General features: G+C 72.9%; 12 protein-coding genes. 10 read left to right on the top strand and 2 right to left on the bottom strand.

Annotated elements, in window-relative coordinates:
- Positions 1 to 3 precede the first annotated feature (3 nt).
- On the top strand, positions 4 to 924 hold the full coding sequence (locus PS467_RS10680) for an ABC transporter ATP-binding protein (protein WP_432280730.1): 921 nt from the start codon (positions 4 to 6) through the stop codon (positions 922 to 924).
- A 71-nt stretch (positions 925 to 995) separates the two neighbouring features.
- On the opposite strand, the gene PS467_RS10675 is transcribed toward PS467_RS10680, so the two are convergent.
- Positions 996 to 1343, bottom strand: coding sequence for a sterol-binding protein (locus tag PS467_RS10675; RefSeq protein WP_311035065.1), 348 nt, complete (start codon positions 1341 to 1343; stop codon positions 996 to 998).
- Positions 1344 to 1408: 65 nt separating this feature from the next.
- Here PS467_RS10675 and PS467_RS10670 point away from each other — a divergent pair, with 65 nt between their 5' ends.
- From PS467_RS10670 to PS467_RS10645, 6 genes are all read left to right on the top strand, one after another.
- Entirely contained in the window at positions 1409 to 1729 is a 321-nt protein-coding gene (locus tag PS467_RS10670; protein ID WP_311035064.1) for a hypothetical protein, read from the top strand.
- A 53-nt stretch (positions 1730 to 1782) separates the two neighbouring features.
- The gene (locus PS467_RS10665; protein ID WP_311039816.1) at positions 1783 to 2697 is read left to right on the top strand and encodes a TlyA family RNA methyltransferase; all 915 of its coding nucleotides are present in this window, start codon (positions 1783 to 1785) and stop codon (positions 2695 to 2697) included.
- An 80-nt stretch (positions 2698 to 2777) separates the two neighbouring features.
- Entirely contained in the window at positions 2778 to 3698 is a 921-nt protein-coding gene (locus PS467_RS10660; protein WP_268971200.1) for an NAD kinase, read from the top strand.
- Between the two features lie 840 nt (positions 3699 to 4538).
- The gene (recN, locus tag PS467_RS10655; RefSeq protein WP_311035063.1) at positions 4539 to 6287 is read left to right on the top strand and encodes a DNA repair protein RecN; all 1749 of its coding nucleotides are present in this window, start codon (positions 4539 to 4541) and stop codon (positions 6285 to 6287) included.
- 144 nt (positions 6288 to 6431) lie between these two features.
- Positions 6432 to 7580, top strand: a complete 1149-nt coding sequence (locus PS467_RS10650; protein WP_311035062.1) for a glycosyltransferase family 4 protein — start codon at positions 6432 to 6434, stop codon at positions 7578 to 7580.
- A gap of 109 nt (positions 7581 to 7689) precedes the next feature.
- Positions 7690 to 8862: a glycoside hydrolase family 64 protein gene (locus tag PS467_RS10645; protein ID WP_311035061.1), complete on the top strand. Its 1173-nt coding sequence runs from the start codon at positions 7690 to 7692 to the stop codon at positions 8860 to 8862.
- A gap of 88 nt (positions 8863 to 8950) precedes the next feature.
- Here the strand turns inward: PS467_RS10645 and PS467_RS10640 are convergent, their stop codons facing one another.
- A complete protein-coding gene (locus PS467_RS10640) occupies positions 8951 to 10759 on the bottom strand; it encodes a glycoside hydrolase family 15 protein (RefSeq protein WP_268971196.1) in 1809 nt (602 codons plus the stop codon).
- A gap of 420 nt (positions 10760 to 11179) precedes the next feature.
- On the opposite strand from PS467_RS10640, the gene pyrG reads away from it, so the two are divergent.
- The 3 genes from pyrG (at position 11180) to PS467_RS10625 (ending at position 16066) form a co-directional block, all read left to right on the top strand.
- Entirely contained in the window at positions 11180 to 12835 is a 1656-nt protein-coding gene (pyrG, locus tag PS467_RS10635; RefSeq protein ID WP_268971195.1) for a CTP synthase, read from the top strand.
- A gap of 81 nt (positions 12836 to 12916) precedes the next feature.
- Positions 12917 to 13543 carry an NUDIX domain-containing protein gene (locus PS467_RS10630; RefSeq protein ID WP_311035060.1) on the top strand — a complete coding sequence of 209 codons (627 nt, stop codon included), beginning with the start codon at positions 12917 to 12919 and terminating at the stop codon, positions 13541 to 13543.
- A gap of 144 nt (positions 13544 to 13687) precedes the next feature.
- Entirely contained in the window at positions 13688 to 16066 is a 2379-nt protein-coding gene (locus PS467_RS10625) for a tetratricopeptide repeat protein (RefSeq protein ID WP_311035059.1), read from the top strand.
- Positions 16067 to 16245 lie beyond the last annotated feature (179 nt).

Raw genomic sequence — 16245 nt, 5'->3', positions numbered from 1 at the left:
GACATGGACAAGGACACCCGGCAGACCGTGGCAGACGGCAGTGGCAGTGGGGGCGGTAGCGGTAGTGGTAGCGGGGGCTCGCGGGGGCGGCAGCGGCTCACCGCGGAGGGGCTGACCCTCGCCTACGACCGGCGCACGGTCGCCGAAGAGCTGTCCGTGGTCATCCCCGACAACTCCTTCACGGTGATCGTCGGGCCGAACGCCTGCGGCAAGTCCACTCTGCTGCGCGCCCTGTCCCGGATGCTCAAGCCCTCGGCCGGATCGGTGCTGCTGGACGGGCAGGCCATCGGCACGCTGCCCGCCAAGAAGGTCGCCCGCACGCTCGGGCTGCTGCCCCAGTCCTCGATCGCGCCGGACGGGATCACGGTCGCCGACCTGGTCGCCCGCGGCCGCTACCCGCACCAGGGGCTGCTGCGGCAGTGGTCGGAGACGGACGAGCGGATCGTCGACGAATCGATGGCGGCGACCGGGGTGGCGGAACTCAGGGATCGCTATGTCGACGAATTGTCCGGCGGACAGCGCCAGCGGGTGTGGATCGCGATGGCCATCGCCCAGCAGACCCCGCTGCTGCTCCTCGACGAGCCCACGACCTACCTGGACATCCAGCACCAGATCGATGTGCTGGACCTGTGCGCCCAGCTCCATGAGGAACAGGGCCGCACCCTCGTCGCCGTTCTGCACGACCTGAACCACGCCGCCCGCTACGCCACGCATCTGATCGCGATGCGGGGCGGGAAGATCGTCGCCGAGGGGACGCCGGGGGACGTGGTCACGGCGGAGCTGGTGGAGCGGGTCTTCGGGCTGCGCTGCCAGGTGATCGACGACCCGGAGACGGGGACGCCGCTGGTCATCCCCGCTGCCCGCCAGCCCCGTACGGCACGGGCCGCCGAGGTGTCTTTGGCGGCTGTGGCGAGAGAGTCCTAGCGAGTCTCTGCTGGGTTTTGGGCGGTGTGGTTTCCGCTTGGGGCGTTTCGGTTGGGGCTTTTCCGGGTGGATCAGAGCAGCTTCCGTAGCCGCAGGAGGTCGCGCAGGCCGGCCTCTAGCTTGATCCGGCCGCTGCCCCACGCCCGTGCGAAGTGCAGCTCGCCGTCGACCAGGGCCACCAGGTCGTCGCCGGTCATCGTCAGCCGGATCTGCGCTCGCCCGGCCGGCGGGCCCGGCTCGGCCGTCACATCCTCTATCCGGCTGTCCACGAGACGGCCGACGAAGGTGGTGTCCAGGTCGGTGATCCAGCAGCTGACGGAGCGATCGAGCGCGGCGGCGCTGCGGAGGTCCCCGTTCGCGCCCGCGAGGTTCTCCGCCAGCTTCTCGAGTGCGCCGCGGCACTGTTCCAAGGTCGCCATCGCGGACGACGTTACCGCAGGTCTCGTACGCCGGAGAACGTGGGATTCGCGGTAGCGTCGGGGCCATGAGCGAGCCGATGCCGGCCGGACGGCCCGGCCCACAGTCCGATCCGGCGGCGGAGTCGGTACCGGGGCCGGCGCCGGACCTTGTGCCGGAGCCGCTCGGGGCCGCTGATCCGGCCCCGCTCGGTGTGGACCGCACGCCCACCGGCGTTCCCGAGGTGGACGCCCGGCTCGACCGGCTGGCCGACGCCGACCACCTCGCGACCAGCGGACATCTGGAGGTGTACGAGGATGTCCACCGGGGCCTGCGCGACACGCTGACAGCACTCGACCGGCGGCCCGGACCGGCGGCGCCCGGTCCGCAGCCCCCTGCTGCGATGTAACGGTTCGCCGCATCACGACGTAAACGACCTCAGGAGCTGAACCACCCGTGGCAGTGACCCGTCCACGACGCGTACGACTCGACGCGGAGCTGGTGCGCCGCAAGCTGGCGCGTTCGCGTGAGCATGCGAGCCAGCTGATCAGCGCGGGCCGGGTCACCGTCGGAGGGGCGGTGGCGACCAAGCCCGCCACCCAGGTGGAGACCAGCGCGGCCGTCGTCGTGATCAAGGACGACAGCGATCCGGACTACGTCTCGCGCGGCGGCCACAAGCTGGCGGGCGCGCTGTACGCCTTCAGCGAGGAGTATCGGGCGGGTGCGGGTGCGGGTGCGGGTGCCGGTTCGGGCGCTGGGCAGGAGCCCGGGGTCCGTCCGGTCCGTCCGGTCCGCCCGGCCGACGGGGCGGGGCTGAAGGTCGCCGGGCGGCGGGCGCTGGACGCGGGTGCGTCGACCGGAGGCTTCACGGACGTCCTGCTGCGCGCGGGCGCCGCGCGGGTGCTCGCCGTCGATGTCGGCTACGGCCAGCTGGCCTGGTCGCTCCAGAACGATGAACGCGTCAGCGTTTACGACCGTACGAACGTACGCGAGCTGACACTCGAGCGGATTGGAGGGACACCGGTGGACCTGGTCGTCGGCGATCTCTCCTTCATTCCGCTCGGGCTGGTCCTGCCCGCCCTCGTGCGGTGCGCCGCGCCCGACGCCGATCTGGTGCTGATGGTCAAACCGCAGTTCGAGGTCGGCAAGGAGCGGCTGGGCAGCGGGGGAGTGGTCCGCAGCGCCGAGCTGCGCGCCGAAGCGGTGCGTACGGTGGCGGAGCGGGCGGCGGAACTGGGACTGGGGGTGCTGGGCGTGACGGCCAGCCCGCTTCCGGGACCGTCGGGTAATGTTGAGTACTTTTTGTGGATGCGCGCCGGGGCGCCGGCACTGGACCCGGCCGATGTTGACCGTGCAGTGGCGGAGGGGCCCAGTTGACCACTTCAGAAGCAGCGCAGGAGAAGGAAGCAGTGCCCGAAGCGTGGGAGTCTTCGGCGTCGGTGGCTCCGCTGGCGTCGATGGTGCCACCACCGGCGGTCGAGCCGGCGGCGGACCGCACCGTCTTCCTGCTCGCGCACACCGGCCGCCCCGCGGCCATCCGCAGCGCCGAGCTGGTCGTCCAGGGGCTGCTGCGCAGCGGAATCGGGGTGCGGGTGCTCGCTGCCGAGGCCGCGGACCTGCCGCTGCCACCCGCTGTCGAGCGCGTCGACGCGGACTGTGACGTCCTGGACGGCTGCGAGCTGCTGGTCGTGCTCGGCGGGGACGGGACGCTGCTGCGCGGCGCGGAGTTCGCCCGGGTCTCGGGGGTGCCGATGCTCGGCGTGAACCTCGGCCGGGTCGGCTTCCTGGCCGAGGCCGAGCGGGACGACCTCGACAAGGTCGTGGACCGGGTGGTGACCCGGCAGTACGAGGTCGAGGAGCGGATGACGATCGATGTGCTCGTCCGCACCGACGGGCACATCGTGCACACGGACTGGGCGCTGAACGAGGCGTCGGTCGAGAAGGCGGCGCGTGAGCGGCTGCTCGAGGTGGTCACGGAGGTCGACAACCGTCCGGTCTCGCGGTTCGGTGGTGACGGTGTGGTCTGCGCGACCCCGACCGGCTCTACGGCCTACGCGTTCTCGGCGGGCGGGCCGGTGGTGTGGCCCGAGGTGGAGGCCCTGCTGATGGTGCCGATCAGCGCGCATGCGCTGTTCGCCAAGCCGCTGGTGGCGTCGCCGAAGTCGGTGCTCGCGGTGGAGGTCCAGCCGCAGACGCCGCATGGGGTGCTGTGGTGTGACGGCCGGCGCACGGTGGAGCTGCCGGCGGGGGCGCGGGTGGAGGTTCGCCGGGGTGCGGTACCGGTGCGGCTGGCGCGGCTGCACCACGCGTCGTTCACGGACCGTCTGGTCGCGAAGTTCGCGCTTCCGGTGGCGGGGTGGCGGGGGGCGCCGCACTAGGGGGTTGCCGTGGGGTGTGCGCGGTCGGTTGCGCTGGGGTGCGCGGTGGGTTGCGTGGTGGGTGCGGGTGCGGGGCCTCCGGGGCGGGGTCCTGGACCGTATATTTACGGCGCCGACGACAGTTGAGCGTGGGGTGGGCCGGAGATTGGCGCCACAAATACACGTAAGCGTCCAGGACCCCGCCCCTCCGACCCCGCCCCCTCCCGCCTCGTCGGCGGCCGCCCCCCGGTGGCTCCGGGCGCCTGCCCGGTGGCGGGTTCGCCCGGCGGCACGGGTGCGGCCCCGTTCCCTCTTGCCTCGTCGGCGGCCGCGCCCCGCCCGGTGGCCCGGGTGCCGGGCGGGGGTGGGTGCGGCCCTGCCCCCTCCCGTCTCGTCGGCGTCCACGCCCCGGTGGCTCCGGGCGCCTGTCCGGTTCCGGGTTCGCCCGGCGGCACGGGTGCGGCCCCGTTCCCTCTTGCCTCGTCGGCGTCCACGCCCCGCCGGGTGGCCCGGGTGCTGGGCGGGGGTGGGTGCGGCCCTGCCCCTCCCGTCTTGTCGGCGACCGCCCCCCCCGGTGGCTCCGGGCGCCTGCCCGGTGGCGGGTTCGCCCGGCGGCACGGGTGCGGCCCCGTTCCCTCTTGCCTCGTCGGCGGCCGCGCCCCGCCGGGTGGCCCGGGTGCCGGGCGGGGTGGGTGCGGCCCTGCCCCTCCCGTCTCGTCGGCGTCCACGCCCCGGTGGCACCTGACACCTGTCCGGTGGCGGGTTCGCCCGGTGGCGCGGGTGTGGTCCCGGGGGCGGGCATATGTGCGGTGGGGCTCGGAAGTGGCGCCCCTTCGTCGCGTCGGGCCGGGCAAACCTCGTATGGTCTTGCACGTGCTGGAGGAGATGCGGATACGTGCGCTGGGCGTCATCGACGACGCGGTCGTCGAGCTGTCGCCCGGCTTCACCGCGGTGACCGGTGAGACCGGCGCGGGCAAGACCATGGTCGTCACCAGCCTCGGGTTGCTGCTGGGCGGTCGGGCCGATGCCGCCCTGGTGCGGATCGGGGCCAAGGCGGCGGTCGTCGAGGGGCGGGTCACGGTGGATGCCCGTTCGGCGGTGGCCGTGAGAGCCGAGGAGGCGGGGGCCGAGCTCGATGACGGCGCGCTGCTGATCAGCCGTACCCTCTCCGCCGAGGGGCGGTCGCGGGCCCATGTGGGTGGCCGTTCGGTGCCGGTGGGGCTGCTGAGCGAGCTGGCCGACGATCTGGTGGCCGTGCACGGTCAGACCGATCAGCAGGGTCTGCTGCGTCCGGCCCGGCAGCGTCAGGCGCTGGACCGGTACGCGGGGGACGCGGTGGCCGGGCCGCTGGAGAAGTACGCGGAGGCTTATCGTCGGCTGCGTGCCGTCTCGGCCGAGTTGGAGGAGTTGACCACGCGGGCACGGGAACGGGCCCAGGAGGCCGATCTGCTGCGCTTCGGTCTGGAAGAGATCGCGGCCGCCGAGCCGCTGCCCGGGGAGGACGCCGAGCTCGCGGCCGAGGCCGAGCGGCTCGGCCATGCCGAGGCCCTGGCCTCCGCCGCCGCGCTCGCGCACGCCGCCCTCGCCGGGAATCCGGAGGACCCGGAGGGTGTGGACGCGGCCACGCTGGTGGCGGGTGCCCACCGTGCGCTGGAGGGGGTGCGTTCCCATGACCCGGCCCTCGCCGGGCTCGCCGACCGGATCGGCGAGGTCGGCATCCTGCTGTCCGATGTGGCCGGGGAGCTCGCGGGGTACGCCGACGATCTCGACGCCGACCCGCTGCGGCTGGCGGCCGTCGAGGAGCGTCGGGCCGCGCTGGCCCAGTTGACCCGCAAGTACGGGGAGACCATCGCGGATGTGCTGGCCTGGGCGGAGCGGGGCGCGGCCCGGCTCGCCGAGCTGGACGGTGACGACGACAGGATCGGCGAGCTGACCGCCGAGCGCGACGCGCTCCGTGCCGAACTGGGCGAGCTGGCGCAGACGCTCACCGATGCCCGTACGGAGGCGGCGGGGCGCTTCGCCGAGGCGGTCACCGCCGAGCTGGCCTCCCTGGCGATGCCGCACGCGCGGGTCACGTTCGCGATCCGGCAGAACGAGGCCGCCGAGGGAGAGGGCATCGAGGTGGGTGGCCGGGCGGTCGGGTTCGGGCCGCATGGGGCCGATGAGGTCGAGCTGCTGCTCGCCCCCCACCCGGGCGCCCCGCCCCGGCCGATCGCCAAGGGCGCCTCCGGAGGTGAGCTGTCCCGGGTGATGCTGGCGGTCGAGGTGGTGTTCGCGGGCTCCGATCCCGTGCCGACCTATCTCTTCGACGAGGTGGACGCGGGCGTCGGCGGCAAGGCGGCGGTCGAGGTGGGCCGCCGGCTGGCGCGGCTGGCCCGTTCCGCGCAGGTCGTGGTGGTCACCCATCTGCCGCAGGTCGCGGCCTTCGCCGACCGGCATCTGGTGGTGGAGAAGACCAACGACGGGGCGGTGACCCGCAGCGGGGTGAAGGCCATGGAGGGCGAGGACCGCGTGCGGGAGCTGTCGCGGATGCTCGCCGGGCAGGAGGACTCCGAACTGGCGCGGGCGCATGCGGAAGAGCTCCTGGAGGCGGCCCGCGCGGGACGTTGATCCTTCACCCGAAAGGGTTGCTTCGCGGACGTACGAACGAGCCCGGGGCGGACGTCGCCTGGGAGCGTTGCGACGAGGGCCCGGCGAGTGCTGGCATTCTTGGGCCGTCCCCTTCTCCGATATCGCCTCAGGAGCTCCGCCCGCGTGAGCAACACCCCGGTCCCGCCGCACGGGCAGTCGTCGCTGCACGCCGTCCAGGTGCTGGGCGGCGGGAGTTCGGGCAGTGGGGTGCATGTGCGGTCGCTGTCGGCCGGGCTGGTGGCCCGGGGACTGCGGGTGACCGTGTGCGGGCCCTGGAGCGCCGAGCAGGGTTACGGCTTCACGCAGGCCGGAGCGGGGTTCACCGGGCTGGACGCCCTGACGGACGCCGGAAGCGTGGCGTCGCTGCGCGCGGCCACCGCCGGGGCGGCCCTGGTGCACGCCCACGGGCTGCGTCCGGGGCTGCTGGCGGCGGTGGCGCTGCGTGGCCGGAATGTGCCCCTGATCGTCACCTGGCACACCCGGGTGGACGTCGAGGGGGCGCGGGCCGGTCTGGTCCGGTTGATGGAGCGGCGGGTGGCGCGGACCGCGGCGATCGTGCTGGGGGCCTCCTCGGACCTGGTGGACCGGGCCCGCGCCCGCGGTGCGCGCGACGCACGGCTGGCCCTGGTCGCGGTGCCCGCACCGCGCCGCGCACCGGAGACCGGAGACGGCCGCCGCCAGAAGGTCCGGGCCGAACTGGGCGTGCTGGACCGGCCGTTGCTGGTCACGGCGGGCCGGTTGGACGCGGCGGCGGGTTTCGGCCCGTTGCTGGACGCGGCGCGGCGTTGGCGCGGGCTGGAGCCGCGGCCGCTGCTGGTGGTGGCGGGGGAGGGGCCGGACCGTGCGGTGCTGGAGCGCCGGATCGCCATGGAGGGGCTGCCGGTGCGGCTGCTCGGCCGGCGTGACGATGTGCCGCAGCTGCTGTCCGCCGCCGATGTCGCGGTGCTCTCCAGCCGCTGGGAGGCGCGGTCGCTGCTGGCCCAGGAGGCGTTGCACGCGGGCGTGCCGCTGGTGGCCACGGCGGTGGGCGGGGTGCCGGAACTGGTCGGGGACGCGGCCGAACTCGTCCCGTACGGCGACCCGGAGGCCCTGGCCGGCGCCGTGACCGGGCTGCTCGCCGACCCGGTGCGCCGGGCCGGGCTCGCCGCGGCCGGGCGGGCGCGGACGGCCGGCTGGCCGACGGAGGACGACACCGTCGCCCATGTCCTCAGCGTCTACGACGAGTTGGTGCAGACCATTCTGAGCGAAAGGGTTGACGGGCCCGGCCGTTGATCGGCAGGGTGCTGGGCAGAGGGACGAGAGAGCGCTCTCAGTCGCGCGTCTCGTCACCCCCCACGCCATTTTCCCGGCAACCCCCACTACGCCGAGGAGCACCATCATCATGATCAGTCGCAGGAAGCTGCTGGGTGGAATCGCGGCCTCCGCCGCCGCCGCGGGAACCGGCCTGGCCTTCGCCGGCGGCCGCGCCAGCGGTGCGCCGAGCGCGAGGGCCGCCGCCTCGCTGCCCCTGACCGTCGTGAACAAGACGGGCCAGTACGACAACGGGTCGGTGTGGCTCTACATCGTCGGCAACGCGGGAGACCAGCAGGTCCACGTCACCCCGGAGGGCGAGGCCGTCCCCGTCGCGCTCTCCGACAACGGTTCGGACGGCTTCACCGACTACGCGATCCCGCTGTCCGGAGGCGGCGACACCAAGCTGAACCTGCCCGAGATGTCCGGCCGGATCTATGTGGCCCTCGGCTCGAAGCTCAAGCTCAAGGTGGTCGAGGACGGGGTGGGCAAGGCCGCGCTCCAGTACCCGGCCGGCTGGGTGTCCGGCGACCCGAACTACGACATCCTGCACGACTGCGCGGAGTTCACGTACAACTCCTCGGGGATGTTCTGCAACACCACCATGGTGGACATGTTCAGCGTCCCGCTGTCGATCCACCTCACCGGCGCCCAGGACCAGACCACCGGCACCCTCAAGGACGGCGCCCGCGACAAGGTCTTCTCCGACATCGCCGCCGTCGAGGCCTTCAAGCCGCTGATCGTCGGGGACAACCTGCGGGTGATCGCCCCGGGCCACGGCATGGGCGCGGGAGTGTTCGCGGAGGACTACTTCGCGTCGTACATCGACCAGGTCTGGGAGACCTACGGATCGAAGGACCTCAAGGTCACCACCAACGCGGGCGAGTTCACCGGCCGGGTGACCGACGGGAAGTTCTCCTTCACCGGCCCGGCGTCGGTCTCCTTCGACAAGCCCTCCACCAAGGACGTGCTGTTCTGCGACGGCGCCCTGGCGGCCCCCAACGACGGGACGACGGGCCCGGTCGCGGCGATCCTCGGCGCGGGCTTCAACCGCACCACGCTGCACAACGCCGACGCCCAGCCGACCACCGACCCGGCCGCCTTCTACGGCGAGGACGTCACCAACCACTACGCCAAGGCCATGCACGCGGCGACCGTGGACGGCAAGGCGTACGGCTTCGCCTTCGACGACGTGGCCGAGTTCGCGTCCTACATCCAGGACACCGCCCCGACGGGGATCACGCTCACCCTGACCCCGTTCTAAGCCGCTCATCCGGCATGACCGGGCGCGGTGTCCACGCGGACACCGCGCCCGGTGGCGGTTGGCCGCCCGTGCGGCCAACCCCCGGTCACTAGCCCCCGTACGCCCCGGACGCCGTCAGCCGCAGCGCGGTGTCGATCAGCGGCACATGGCTGAACGCCTGCGGGAAGTTCCCCACCTGGCGCTGGTTGCGCGGGTCCCACTCCTCGGCCAGCAGCCCGAGGTCGTTGCGGAGCGCGAGCAGCTTCTCGAAGAGCCTGCGGGCCTCGTCCACCCGGCCGATCATCGCCAGGTCGTCCGCGAGCCAGAACGAGCAGGCCAGGAAGGCCCCTTCGTCGCCCTCGAGACCGTCCACCCCGGCGTCCTCGCCCGCCGTGGGGTAGCGCATGACGAAACCGTCCTCGGTCGACAGCTCCCGCTGGATCGCCTCGATGGTGCCGATGACGCGCTTGTCGTCCGGCGGCAGGAAGCCCATCTGCGGGATGAGCAGCAGCGAGGCGTCCAGCTCCTTGGAGCCGTAGGACTGGGTGAAGGTGTTGCGCTCGGCGTCGTAGCCCTTCTCGCACACGTCCCGGTGGATCATCTCGCGCAGCTCCCGCCAGCGCTCCAACGGCCCGTCCACATCGCCGGATTCGATCAGCTTGACGGTGCGGTCGACCGCGACCCAGGCCATCACCTTGGAGTGCACGAAGTGCCGGCGCGGCCCGCGCACCTCCCAGATGCCCTCGTCCGGCTCGTCCCAGTGCTCCTCGAGGTAGCGGATCAGCTTCAGCTGGAGCACGCTCGCGTAGTCGTTGCGCGCCAGCCCGGTCATATGGGCCAGGTGCAGCGCCTCGGTGACCTCGCCGTAGACGTCCAGCTGGAGCTGGCCCGCCGCGCCGTTGCCGACCCGGACCGGCTGGGAGTTCTCATAGCCCGGCAGCCAGGTCAGCTCCGCCTCGGCCAACTCCCGCTCGCCCGCGATGCCGTACATGATCTGTAGGTTCTCCGGGTCGCCCGCGACCGCGCGCAGCAGCCATTCGCGCCAGGCGCGGGCCTCCTCGCGGTAGCCGGTGCGCAGCAGCGAGGAGAGGGTGATCGCCGCGTCCCGCAGCCAGGTGAAGCGGTAGTCCCAGTTCCGGACGCCGCCGATCTCCTCGGGGAGCGAGGTGGTGGGCGCCGCGACGATGCCGCCGGTGGGGGCGTAGGTCAGCGCCTTGAGCGTGATCAGCGAGCGGACCACCGCGTCCCGGTAGGGGCCGTGGTACGTGCAGTGCTCGACCCACTCCCGCCAGAACGCCTCGGTGGCCTCCAGTGCGGTCTCCGGCTCGGGCAGGGCGGGCGGCTCCTTGTGCGAGGGCTGCCAGCTGATGGTGAAGGCGATCCGGTCGCCGGGGCCCACCGTGAAGTCGGAGTAGGTGGTCAGGTCCTTGCCGTAGGTGTCGACCTCGGTGTCCAGCCACACCGAGTCCGGACCGGCCACGGCGACCGTGCGGGTGTCCACCTTGTGCACCCACGGCACGACCCAGCCGTAGGAGAACCGCATCCGCAGCGCGGAGCGCATCGGCACCCGGCCGCTGACCCCCTCGACGATCCGCACCAGCTGCGGGGCGCCGTCCCGGGGCGGCATGAAGTCGATCACCCGGACCGTGCCGCGCGGGGTGTCCCACTCCGACTCCAGGACCAGCGAGTCGCCGCGGTAGCGGCGGCGGTCGGCGGCGGGCGGTTCGCTCCCCGCGGGGGAGGCGGGGCCCAGGCGCCAGAAGCCGTGTTCCTCGGTGCCCAGCAGAGCGGCGAAGATGGCATGGGAGTCGAAGCGCGGCAGGCACAGCCAGTCGACCGTCCCGTCTCTGCAGACGAGGGCGGCGGTCTGCATATCACCAATCAGTGCGTAATCCTCGATACGCCCGGCCACGTGCATTCCCCATTCGAACGGCCGTATCGCCCCGGAGGGCGTTGCTTACGGTCTCGGAAAATTCTGACGAGCTACTTGTTCCGGGGGCGTGCTGGTGGTGCCGTGCCGGGGTCGCTCGCATGCGTGCGTCCGATGAGGATACGACGGACGACGGTGATCCGCTGGAGTCAGTCCACATCGTGGCTCGCAGCGCGCGGCCGATCGGGTGGCCGGTCACCGATGGTATCCGGACGATTGCGCAGAACGAACGCGGGAACCAGGTCAGCAGCGGCCGCTCCGGGGCGCTGATACCCTGGTAGCCCGTGGAGCGGCGGGCACGAAACCCCCGAACCTCAGCGACGGCGCCCCCGGTATCCGGGGCGGTTGCCGTGCGCACCCTCACGACGCGACCACGGGAGCTCCCTCTTGGCCATTGCCGCTAAACCCATGACGACCAAGCACCTCTTCGTCACCGGGGGTGTCGCCTCCTCACTCGGCAAGGGTCTTACCGCCTCCAGCCTGGGGGCCCTGCTGAAGGCGCGCGGTCTGCGCGTCACCATGCAGAAGCTCGATCCGTACCTGAACGTGGACCCGGGCACGATGAACCCCTTCCAGCACGGTGAGGTGTTCGTCACCAACGACGGCGCCGAGACCGATCTGGACATCGGCCACTACGAGCGCTTCCTCGACGTCGACCTCGACGGCTCGGCCAATGTGACCACCGGCCAGGTCTACTCCACCGTAATCGCCAAGGAGCGGCGCGGTGAGTACCTCGGTGACACCGTGCAGGTCATCCCGCACATCACCAACGAGATCAAGCACCGCATCCGGCGCATGGCCACCGATGACGTGGACGTCGTCATCACCGAGGTCGGCGGCACCGTGGGCGACATCGAGTCGCTGCCCTTCCTGGAGGCCGTCCGCCAGGTCCGGCACGAGGTCGGCCGGGACAACGTCTTCGTGGTGCACATCTCGCTGCTGCCCTACATCGGCCCGTCCGGGGAGCTGAAGACCAAGCCCACCCAGCACTCGGTGGCCGCGCTGCGCAACATCGGTATCCAGCCGGACGCGATCGTGCTGCGAGCCGACCGCGAGGTCCCGACCTCCATCAAGCGCAAGGTCTCGCTGATGTGCGACGTGGACGACGCGGCCGTGGTCGCCGCCATCGACGCCAAGTCGATCTACGACATCCCGAAGGTGCTGCACTCCGAGGGCCTGGACGCCTATGTCGTCCGCAAGCTGGACCTGCCCTTCCGCGACGTGGACTGGACCCAGTGGGACGACCTGCTGGCGCGGGTCCACCAGCCCGACCACGAGGTCACCGTCGCGCTCGTCGGCAAGTACATCGACCTGCCCGACGCCTACCTCTCCGTCACCGAGGCGCTGCGCGCCGGCGGCTTCGCCAACAGCGCCCGCGTCAAGATCAAGTGGGTCACCTCCGACGACTGCAAGACGGCGGCCGGTGCCCGGCAGCAGCTCGACGGCGTGGACGCGGTCTGCATCCCCGGCGGCTTCGGCGACCGCGGTGTGATCGGCAAGGTCGGCGCGATCACCTACGCCCGGGAGAACAAGATCCCGCTGCTGGGCCTCTGTCTCGGCCTCCAGTGCATCGTCATCGAGGCGGCGCGCAACCTGGCGGGCATCGAGGGCGCCAACTCCACCGAGTTCGAGCCCGCCACCACCGACCCGGTGATCTCCACCATGGCCGAGCAGCTCGACATCGTCGCGGGCGAGGGCGACATGGGCGGCACCATGCGGCTGGGCATGTACCCGGCCAAGCTCGCCGAGGGCTCGATCGTCCGCGAGGTCTACGACAACCAGCCGTACGTCGAGGAGCGCCACCGCCACCGCTACGAGGTCAACAACTCCTACCGCGGTGAGCTGGAGAAGAAGGCCGGGATCGTCTTCTCCGGCACCTCCCCGGACAACAAGCTCGTGGAGTACGTGGAGTACCCGCGCGAGGTCCACCCGTACCTGGTCGGCACCCAGGCCCATCCCGAGCTGCGCTCCCGTCCGACCCGTCCGCACCCGCTCTTCGCGGGGCTGGTGAAGGCCGCGGTCGAGCGACAGACGGCAGCTCAGGCGCGGGGCGGCCAGGTCTGACCGCTACGGTTGACGGGGGCGGGCGGCCGGCGCGGCCCCACCGCCCCGTCAACCGCACGCGGAAAGGACGCTGAGGCAAGCATGCGCATCCAGGACACCCCCGAGGAATGGCAGGTCACCGCCACCGCCACGCCGTTCACCGGCAACAAGACGAGCGTGCGCACGGACGAGGTGGTCATGCCCGACGGCGGCCGGGCCAAGCGCGACTACCAGGTCCACCCCGGCTCCGTCGCCGTCCTCGCCCTGGACGAGGACGGCCGGGTGATCGTGCTGCGGCAGTACCGGCACCCGGTCCGCCGGCGGCTGTGGGAGATCCCGGCCGGCCTCCTCGACATCCCCGGTGAGAACCCGCTGCACGCCGCCCAGCGGGAGCTGTACGAGGAGGCGCACGTCAAGGCCGAGGACTGGCGCGTCCTGGTGGACGTCTACACCTCGCCCGGCGGCTGTGACGAGGCCGTACGGATCTTCCTGGCCCGGGAGATCTCCGCGGCCGAGGGCGAGCGGTTCGAGGTCTCCGAGGAGGAGGCCGACATGGAGCTGGCCCGGGTGTCCCTGGAGGAGCTGGTGCGCGGCGTCCTCGCGGGCGAACTGCACAACAACTGCCTCGCGGTCGGTGCGCTGGCGCTCCAGGCCACGCTCGCCGGCGACGGCATCGACTCCCTGCGCCCCGCCGACGCGCCCTGGCCGGCCCGCCCCTTCGAGGCGTAGGCCCATCCTGTCGAGGCGTAGGCCCGCGCCTGGGGGCGCGGCGGCTGGTGAAGATCCGATGGAGTGATTTTCGGGGCGAGCTGTGGGCCGGGAGTGCCGGGTACCTGACGCGGAGTGAACTACGCTCATAGTCACCCCGATCGCATGGCCGCGACGGGCTCGAACGCGCAGGTGGACGGGAGTGGGCCGGTGGCGGAGCAGGCGGTCGACACCGATGGGGAGCCGACGGCCCCCCGGAAGCGGCAGCCGCCGCCCGCCGCGCCCGCTTCATCCGCTTCTTCCGCTCCCGGGCGGCAGCCGCAGGACCGTCCGTCACAGGACCGTGCGTCACAGGACCGTCCGTCGGCGGACCGTCCGGCGCGGGACCAGGCGCCGGACGACCGGACACCCCCTGCCGACGCCCCGCCCCGGCAGCGCTCCGCGAGCGGCGCGGCCGGGCGCACGGGGGGCCAGGACGGCGGGGTGTGGAGCGGGGCGACCCGGGCCGTGCTGTTCGCGGCGGCGGCCACGGTGGGGCGGGGGTTCGCCGGGCGGCGGCGGGAGCTGCTCTCGCTGCGGGCCGATATCGAGCGCGCGGGCCTGGACACCCTCGCCGGCCGTAAGGCCGCCCGCAGCCGGGTGCTGCTGATCGCGGGCCGCCCCGGCTGGGGCCGTACGGCGCTTGCCGAGGAGCTCGTCCGGCGGCTTGCCGACGACTACCCCGACGGTGTGCTGAGCGCCCGGCTGACGACCTCCGCCGGCGATCCGGTCCCCATCGAGCGCACCGCCCGTGAGCTGCTCGGACGGCTTGGGGCGAGCGCCCCGCCGGGGGCGGACGAGGACGATCTGAGCGCGGCGCTGCGTGAGGCGCTCGACGGCAGGCGGATGCTGCTGCTGCTCGACGACGTGGCCGGGGCCGAGCAGGTGGACGCGCTGCTGCCGGATGAGCCCGGCTGCCTGGTGGTCGCCGTCTCGCACGGCCCGCTGACCGGTGTGCCGGATGTGCGGCCGTGCACGGTGGGCGGGCTGGATGTGAGCGCGGCGGTCGGCCTGCTGGCGCAGTACGCCGGTCCCACCCGGATCACCTGCGATCCGGTGGCCGCGCAGTCCCTGGTCGAGGAGTGCGCGGGCCAGCCCGCCGCGCTCGTCCTGGTCGGCGGCTGGCTCGCCGCCCGTCCCCAGGCGTCGGTCGCCGACGTCCTGGCGCGGCTGCGCGAACTGCCGCCGGACGAGAGGGACTCCGACCATGGCGCGCGCCCGCTGAACCGCGCCTTCCGGCTGGCCTACGCCGCGCTGCCGTCCGCCACCGCCCGGATGCTGCGGCTGCTGGTGCTCGCGCCCGGCGGATCGGTCGACGCGCAGACCGCCTCCGCGCTGGCCGGATGCTCGGTGGCGGACGGCGAGGCGGCGCTGGAGGGCTTCGCCGCGTACGGGATGCTGCGCCCGCGCGAGCCCGGCCGCTACCTGGTGCCCGGCTGCCTCGATCCGCTGCTGCGGGAGCTGCTGGAGACCGTGGAGCGCCCGGCGGAGGTGGAGCTGGCGCGGGCGCGGATGCTGGAGCGCACCGTACGGCAGCTGCGCGCCTGCCGACTGGCCGCCGAGCCCCCCGGTTCGCCGGGCCGGAAGAGGCTGGCCGAGATGCCGAGGCCGCTGCGGTTCGAGTCGGCGGCGAAGGCGGCCGCCTGGCTCGAGGCGCGGCTGCCCACGCTGATCGAGGCCGCCCGGACGGCCGTGGAGACCGGTCGGCTCGACACCCTGGCCCGCCGTCTGGTGGCCGCGCTGACCCATGCCCTCACCGCCCACCGGGGCGCCGAGGGCGCCGCGCCGGAGCTGTACGGCCTGCATCAGCTGGTGCTCGACGTGGCCAAGCGGCGTGATCTGCAGGTGGAGCGGGCGGCCGCGCTGCTGAACCTCGGCGATCTGGACGGCGGGGCGGGCCGGGTGGACCAGGCCCTCGCCCGTTACAAGAGCGCCCTGGAGGCCGCCCGCGCCTCGGGTGATCCGTATACGACCGGGCGGGCGCTGGAGTCGATCGGCGGGACGTACCAGGAGCTGGAGGACTGGCACCGGGCGGCCGACTGGTATGGACGCGCCCTGGAGCTGCGGCTGAGCCGCCGCGATCTGCCCGCGGCCGCCCGGCTGTACGCGCGGCTCGGCACCGTCCACGGCTACGCCGGGCGGTGGGGCGAGGCGCTGCGCGACTGGCGGGCCGCCGCGGCCGCCTGCCGCCGGGCGGGGGACCGGCCGGGGTACGCGCGGGCGCTCAGCGGTGCCGCCGGCGCCCAGGAGCGCACGGGCCGGCCGAGGGAGGCGCTGCGCATCTGGACGGAGGCCGCCGCGGCCGCCCGGACCTGCGGCGATACGCGGCTGCACGCCGATGTGGCGCGCCACGCGGCGGACGCGATCGACCGGCTGGGCGGGGACCCCGCGGTGGCGCGGTCGCTGCGCAGCACCGCCCGCAGGATCGACGAGACCGAACCGGACGACATGGTTCCGTCACTCGGGAAGGGCAAGGGAAACCCAGTCGACCTACGAAACAAGTAGCGGTCTCCCAAAAGATTGATGCATTGCAAGGCTAGACAGGGTGACCTCCTTCATTAGACTGGCTGTACCGCGAATGTTGCGGTCGTCTCCGGCATGCGGACGCGTTCCGGTTTGCCTGTCTAAGGTCGATGTTGTGGCGGCCTATGACCGGCTGTGGCGATATGTTCCGTTCCCCCCAT

Origin of the sequence: Streptomyces luomodiensis, from assembly GCF_031679605.1 — a bacterium.
Classification (GTDB): domain Bacteria; phylum Actinomycetota; class Actinomycetes; order Streptomycetales; family Streptomycetaceae; genus Streptomyces; species Streptomyces luomodiensis.
This window is presented reverse-complemented; position numbering and strand designations above follow the sequence as displayed.

What these genes read in the sequence shown, in the direction of transcription:
- PS467_RS10680 (WP_432280730.1), top strand. Translation starts at nt 4, where the DNA reads ATGGACAAGGACACCCGGCAGACCGTGGCAGACGGCAGTGGCAGTGGG.
- PS467_RS10675 (WP_311035065.1), bottom strand. Translation starts at nt 1,343, where the DNA reads ATGGCGACCTTGGAACAGTGCCGCGGCGCACTCGAGAAGCTGGCGGAG.
- PS467_RS10670 (WP_311035064.1), top strand. Translation starts at nt 1,409, where the DNA reads ATGAGCGAGCCGATGCCGGCCGGACGGCCCGGCCCACAGTCCGATCCG.
- PS467_RS10660 (WP_268971200.1), top strand. Translation starts at nt 2,778, where the DNA reads ATGGTGCCACCACCGGCGGTCGAGCCGGCGGCGGACCGCACCGTCTTC.
- recN (WP_311035063.1), top strand. Translation starts at nt 4,539, where the DNA reads ATGGTCTTGCACGTGCTGGAGGAGATGCGGATACGTGCGCTGGGCGTC.
- PS467_RS10645 (WP_311035061.1), top strand. Translation starts at nt 7,690, where the DNA reads ATGATCAGTCGCAGGAAGCTGCTGGGTGGAATCGCGGCCTCCGCCGCC.
- PS467_RS10640 (WP_268971196.1), bottom strand. Translation starts at nt 10,759, where the DNA reads ATGCACGTGGCCGGGCGTATCGAGGATTACGCACTGATTGGTGATATG.
- pyrG (WP_268971195.1), top strand. Translation starts at nt 11,180, where the DNA reads ATGACGACCAAGCACCTCTTCGTCACCGGGGGTGTCGCCTCCTCACTC.
- PS467_RS10630 (WP_311035060.1), top strand. Translation starts at nt 12,917, where the DNA reads ATGCGCATCCAGGACACCCCCGAGGAATGGCAGGTCACCGCCACCGCC.
- PS467_RS10625 (WP_311035059.1), top strand. Translation starts at nt 13,688, where the DNA reads ATGGCCGCGACGGGCTCGAACGCGCAGGTGGACGGGAGTGGGCCGGTG.